Genomic DNA, 1,734 nt, shown 5'->3' on the forward strand with positions numbered 1-1,734 from the left:
CGCAGCGGAACCCATTCCCTCAAGACGTTAAGGTTTGCTTTTTGATTTTGAAGTTATACGGCTAAAATGACCGGCGATCTTCAATCTGGTTGTTACCTCTCTTTTTAACTTATTGAGCGAGGCAACAATGGCAACCTATTCCGCTGCATTTATTGAGCAGGCATTACAGAAGGCCTATTCCCGTGGCGACCGAACAATCATGTCAGTGGCCACTGATTTAAATTTGAATCACCACACGTTGAGATATTGGATGAAAAAGAAGTCAGCACTGGCGGGCAGTCCGGCGTCAGAAAAAGAAAAACGACCGAGCGACTGGACGGTAGAAGAACAACTGCAGGCACTGCATGAGAGCCATGCGTTAGCGGGAGAGCAGCTTCAGGCATGGTGCCGTGAACGTGGTTTATTCCCGCATAATTTAACCAGTTGGAAATCTGCTTTTTGCGCCAGCGGTAAAGAGGCCGCACCCAAAGCTGGTGAAGTTAAATCGCTGAAAGATGAAAACGTCAAACTCAAGCGTGAGCTGGCCCGGAAAGACAAAGCTCTGGCGGAGGCGGCAGCACTGCTGGTTCTGCAAAAAAAGTTCCGTGCGCTTTGGGAGGACGAGGAGTAATGACCCCAATCCCGGAGCGCAATAACGTATTGACACTGGTAGCTGAAGCGGTGGTTTCAGGCGCACGTCAGGAACGTGCCTGCGACGTAATTGATTTAAGCGAGCGTACGCTGCAGCGCTGGAAAATTGATCAGGTGACTGAGCAAGCAGACCGGCGAACAGGGCGTGTGCAGGTACCTCAGAATCAGCTTAGTTCAGAGGAACGACAACAGGTTCTGGCCATTGCCAACTCGCCGGAATACGGCCATCTGCCGCCAAGCCAGATCGTTCCGCGATTGGCTGATGATGGAATTTATGTCGCATCGGAGTCAACGTTCTATCGCTTACTCAAGGCTAAAAATATGCTTGTGCACCGTGGCGAAGAAAAGCCAAGGCAACCCCGCAACAAACCACGTGCTTTAAAGGCAACCGGGCCCAACCAATTGTACTGTTGGGACATCACCTATTTGCCGACAGAGATCAGAGGCATCTATTTTTATCTCTATATGTTCATCGATGTATTTAGTCGCAAAGTGGTCGGCTGGCAGGTATTTGAAACCGAAAGCAGCGCGCTGGCCAGCGAGGTGATGAAGGACATTTGTGTGCGAGAAAAAATCGCACAAAATCAGGTCGTTCTTCATTCGGATAACGGCAGTCCGATGAAGGGCTCCACGATGCTGGCCATGCTGCAGGTGCTGGGCGTCATGCCGTCATTCAGTCGTCCTGCCGTGAGTAATGACAACCCGTTCGCCGAAAGCTTTTTTAAAACATTGAAGTACTGCCCAGTATATCCACGTCGCCCATTTAAGGATCTCCTGGCAGCCAGGAATTGGGTTACTACATTCATGCATTGGTATAACGAAGAACACCGGCACAGTGCCATTCAGTTTGTAACGCCAGCTGAACGCCATGCCGGTCTGGATGTGGAATTATTGATTCGACGTGAGCAATTGTATGCGGCGGCAAAAGCAAGGAACTCGAATCGCTGGAGCGGTGCTACTCGTAACTGGGACCGCGCCAACGTTGTTGACTTAAATCCAGACAAAACTAACAAGGAAGCATTAAATCATGAGGACGTATATCAAGAACTGAAACTGGCGGCATAAAAATTTACTTTTAGGCGACAACTAGCTTGAAAAACTCCG

The 1,734-nt window shown here is 49.5% G+C and carries 1 pseudogene; it reads left to right on the forward strand.

Annotated elements, in window-relative coordinates:
• Positions 1–127: 127 nt before the first annotated feature.
• Positions 128–1,695: pseudogene (locus tag QN359_RS19660) on the forward strand (IS3 family transposase).
• Positions 1,696–1,734: the final 39 nt, after the last annotated feature.

It is taken from the genome of Undibacterium sp. 5I2, from assembly GCF_035019605.1.
GTDB lineage: Bacteria > Pseudomonadota > Gammaproteobacteria > Burkholderiales > Burkholderiaceae_D > Undibacterium.